The following is a 3,546-nucleotide window of genomic DNA, read 5'->3' as shown; positions in this document are numbered from 1 at the left end:
GTTCCAACCTCGCGAGGGAACCATCACGCAGCAGCCGATCACATTGATCATCGAAGAGCCACTCGCGTGCGATCGACATCCCCGGCGGACTGTCCACAGCGGATCGTCCGAGCGACCCCGCAGACCGAGCATTCGTTCTGCACTCGGTGCCGAGCACATACGACGACGTCGTGCGCATAGGAACACGATCCCGCGGCGAACCAGGTCGTCCATCAACGGCGATCAAAATCTTCACGGACAGGCCGACCTCCGCCGCACAGAACGGGCAGCAGAGCTCGTCTCGCCACCCCGCCGTGTCGACGCACATTCTCGTGCGCCTGAACGATCACCCTTGTGCCGCGATGCGCTGTTCGGGAGTCTGAATGGCAACGTTGATATGCGTGGGTTTCGAGCGGCGCAGCGCGGCGACGAGTATCCAAGGCGGCCCGTTGAAAGTGCCGCCGAAGTAGCTACACTGACGGCATGAATGTAGCCACTTCGAGGTCAGAGGTCGGGATCCGCGACCTGAAGAACGGTCTCAGCAAGTACATCGATCGCGTGGAGGCCGGTGAAGAAGTGATCGTGACGGATCGGGGTCGCCCGGTTGCCAAGCTCTCTCCACTCGACGCACCGGACGATCGCCTCGCTGACCTTGTCGCCGCTGGTGTGGTTCGACCACCCGCGAGCGGTACTCGTCATCGCGCTCGCTCCCGAATCAAGCCAAAGGGGAATGTGAGCGGTCTCGTTGCTGAGCAACGTCGGTGATCACCTACGTCGATACCTCGACGCTGATCAAACTCATCGTCGATGAGGAGGGGTCGGACCGAGCTGAACTGATCTGGCAGTCCGCCGATTCGGTTGCCTCGGTCAGCCTGGTCGTGGTCGAAGCACGCGCTGCGCTCGCTGCAGCCGCACGGCGGAAGCGGCTATCGACCGATCAGTTGCACGTTGCCAAGACCGAGTTGGCTGCGTTCGTCGACGATCTCCATCTCGTCCAGGTGACCGAGCAACTCATCGAAAGCGCAGCGCAACTCGCGGAGGCCGAGTCACTGAGGGGCTACGACGCAGTCCACCTCGCAGCCGCGATCTTCGTGGACGCCGCAGTACTCACGAGCGCGGACCGAGCGCTGTGCGAGGCAGCCGAACGGCAGGGCCTACACATCGCCGACCCACTGACGACGTGATCCGGCCGGTCCGGTCGGCATGAACACCGCCGACATTCTCGTGCAGGTGATCGCTCACAGTCGTGCCGTACCGGGCGGGTGTGGCTGCCGGATCGGCCGAGCAATATGCGTGGCACCACCGAGCGCAACGGGGAGCTACTCGTGGGTGGGAATCGCTGCCGCGAGAGGCGTGAGATCGTCGATGAGGTGGTCGAGCTGGTCGGCGAGGAGCGATCGGTACGCTGCCGTGGCGGCTTCGTCGGTGAGGTCCTCGAGCCGCTTCTTCAGTTCGTTCCCGTCAGGGGTCAGCCATCCATCGTCGCCGACCAGGCCCCGCTCGCGCATCGCGCCGACCACCTCGTCGAGTCGCTCCTTGGGGAGATGCCACAGCCGTCCGAACTTCTCGGCCGGGACACCGTCAGCGAGCGTGTGAAGCACGTGGGACTCGGTGCCCGACACGCCCAACGTGACGAGGGCGGCGACGTGGCCATCGCCGCGGTGCTCGCGCAGCAGATTCGCTCCGAACCACAACCGTGCGTCGGGCTCGACCGGAACCGGAAGTGTACGTACGGCGGCGAACAGGGCCCGACCTTCGTGCGAAGCCGTCATCGCCGCGTCGATCATCGTGTCGCCGGCACGCACCACGCTCGGCGAGTCGAGGCGATCGCTGAGCAGCCGTCGAAGCGCTGCGACCGAGCCCGCCTGGCGAGCCAGGTTTGCAGCGTGTGGGCTCACCTGGTCCCACACGCTCGGGATGTGTCGGGCGACCTCGCCGTCGGCGAAGTTGTAGAACAACGCATCGACCACCTGGGCCGACACCTGTCTGCCCAGCGGGGCGGCGCGGCCGGCGAAATACGCGTCCCACGGATCGGTGAGCCCGAGCGCCATCACGGCCTCCATCGGCTCGGCTTCCATGTAGGTCACCAACGCGATTGGCTCGGTCAGCTCGAACAATCGTCGGGCCGTATCGGCCGTCACCATCGCCATCTCCACGGTCCTGTTGCCGACGCCATCGGCGCCACGCTAGGCCGACGGTATCCGGCACCGGTATGCAGCCGCACCCGGCCGGTATCGACGTCGGGTGGGGAGGCGCACATTCCCGAGCGGGTAGCCGCACCCTCGAGGTGCCGATCTGATGCGGCGCGGGGAGCGCGTCCGGGCGCGCGTTTCTGAGCGCTTACCGGCGTTCAAGTCGGCGGCCGAGGGTGTCGGTCGTGACCTCCATCGCGAAGTCGAAGTGATCGACTCGTGCTGCGTAGTCGATGTCGAGCGGATCGCAATGCTCGGGGCCGAGCGCCAGCGTTCGACTGGCCTCGCCGGTCGCATGGAGTTCCTCGGCCGCCGCTGCAGCATCGATCGGACGACCCAAACGGGCGCGCTCGATCAGATCGGCGGTGAGACGATCGTCGTCTCCGGTGTCATCGGGACGGTCAGGGAAGCAGCCAGTGATCACGTACGACGGCTCACCCAGCCCCGCCTCGTTGACCGCACGGGCGGTCGCCGACACACAAACCAGGCTCGCAGCCCACAGCCGGGTCGCATCGACCGCAGCAACGACACCTTGGGTGCCCGCCGAGGTTCGCTGCACCAGCGTTCGCCCGTCGAGATCGACGCGACTGACCGCCACGGGCGAGTTCGGGAAGTCGAACCCTGCGGGTCGACGGCCGCCGTCCTCGCCCATCGCCAGCACATCGGGGTACGCGGCCTTGAACGCCAGCGCCTCCTCGACCGTTGCGACCAAGTAGATGGCGGTCGCTCCGGCACCGAACGCGTATGCCGCCGTGGTGAAGGCTCGGATCACGTCGATGACGACGACTGGTCCCTCGACTCCGTCGAGTTCCCAGCGCGCCAGCTGTCGAGCGGCCATAGCTGAGTGTCGCAGATCGGCCTGGGCGACAGGCCGACCAATACAGCGCACCTCGCCGAGCGCAAGAGTGCCGATCTGGTCGGTTCAACGAACCAATGACGACACGCGATATGCGTGCCATCCGCCGGCACCTCGGGGCGATGCCCCACGTCGATATGCACGCACATTCGGTACACCTTGACCGCGCTGTCGCACGTCCATATCCGCCGATCCGTCGCGCTCGCGGAAGGCAGCACACCCGCGTGAGCGGTCCCAAGAGCGCGCCGCGCAACCGGCGATAGGTCGCGCCGTCAAGGCGGCCCACGATCCCGGCGGGGCATCGGCCATGCTGTGGGCGTGGAGTACGTGTCCAGAGTGCCGCGACCGCCGCTGGACGGCCTGATCGACGACCTTTACTACCTGGAGGGTACGCCGCCCTACGCCCGGCTGACGGTGCCGGCGGCGCCGGCGCCGTTGCTGATCGTCAACCTGGGGGCGCCGTTCCGTATTCGCGGTGGCACCGACCTCGAGACGGTCGAGTACGCCGACGGCTGCGTG

At 66.6% G+C, this 3,546-nt stretch carries 4 protein-coding genes and 1 pseudogene; 3 read left to right on the top strand and 2 right to left on the bottom strand.

Going from position 1 to position 3,546, the window contains the following annotated elements; genetic code table 11:
- Positions 1-462: 462 nt before the first annotated feature.
- Both WBV89_RS06445 and WBV89_RS06440 read left to right on the top strand, forming a co-directional pair.
- Positions 463-744, top strand: coding sequence for a type II toxin-antitoxin system Phd/YefM family antitoxin (locus tag WBV89_RS06445; RefSeq protein WP_423980508.1), 282 nt, complete (start codon positions 463-465; stop codon positions 742-744).
- On the top strand, positions 741-1,163 hold the full coding sequence (locus tag WBV89_RS06440) for a type II toxin-antitoxin system VapC family toxin (protein ID WP_423980507.1): 423 nt from the start codon (positions 741-743) through the stop codon (positions 1,161-1,163). The genes WBV89_RS06445 and WBV89_RS06440 overlap by 4 nt, the downstream gene beginning before the upstream one ends.
- A gap of 135 nt (positions 1,164-1,298) precedes the next feature.
- On the opposite strand, the gene WBV89_RS06435 is transcribed toward WBV89_RS06440, so the two are convergent.
- Both WBV89_RS06435 and WBV89_RS06430 read right to left on the bottom strand, forming a co-directional pair.
- Positions 1,299-2,123, bottom strand: coding sequence for an SCO6745 family protein (locus tag WBV89_RS06435; protein ID WP_423980509.1), 825 nt, complete (start codon positions 2,121-2,123; stop codon positions 1,299-1,301).
- Between the two features lie 196 nt (positions 2,124-2,319).
- Positions 2,320-3,009: a 2-phosphosulfolactate phosphatase gene (locus WBV89_RS06430; RefSeq protein WP_423980506.1), complete on the bottom strand. Its 690-nt coding sequence runs from the start codon at positions 3,007-3,009 to the stop codon at positions 2,320-2,322.
- Between the two features lie 330 nt (positions 3,010-3,339).
- On the opposite strand from WBV89_RS06430, the pseudogene WBV89_RS06425 reads away from it, so the two are divergent.
- Positions 3,340-3,546: pseudogene (locus WBV89_RS06425) on the top strand (AraC family transcriptional regulator); the annotation flags it as partial.

It is taken from the genome of Ilumatobacter sp. (assembly GCF_049588435.1).
In the GTDB taxonomy this organism is placed as follows: Bacteria; Actinomycetota; Acidimicrobiia; order Acidimicrobiales; family Ilumatobacteraceae; genus Ilumatobacter_A.
This window is presented reverse-complemented; position numbering and strand designations above follow the sequence as displayed.

Bases quoted from the DNA above. Each gene is read 5' to 3' on its own strand.
- WBV89_RS06435 (WP_423980509.1), bottom strand. From the start codon at position 2,123: ATGGTGACGGCCGATACGGCCCGACGATTGTTCGAGCTGACCGAGCCA.
- WBV89_RS06430 (WP_423980506.1), bottom strand. From the start codon at position 3,009: ATGGCCGCTCGACAGCTGGCGCGCTGGGAACTCGACGGAGTCGAGGGA.
- WBV89_RS06445 (WP_423980508.1), top strand. From the start codon at position 463: ATGAATGTAGCCACTTCGAGGTCAGAGGTCGGGATCCGCGACCTGAAG.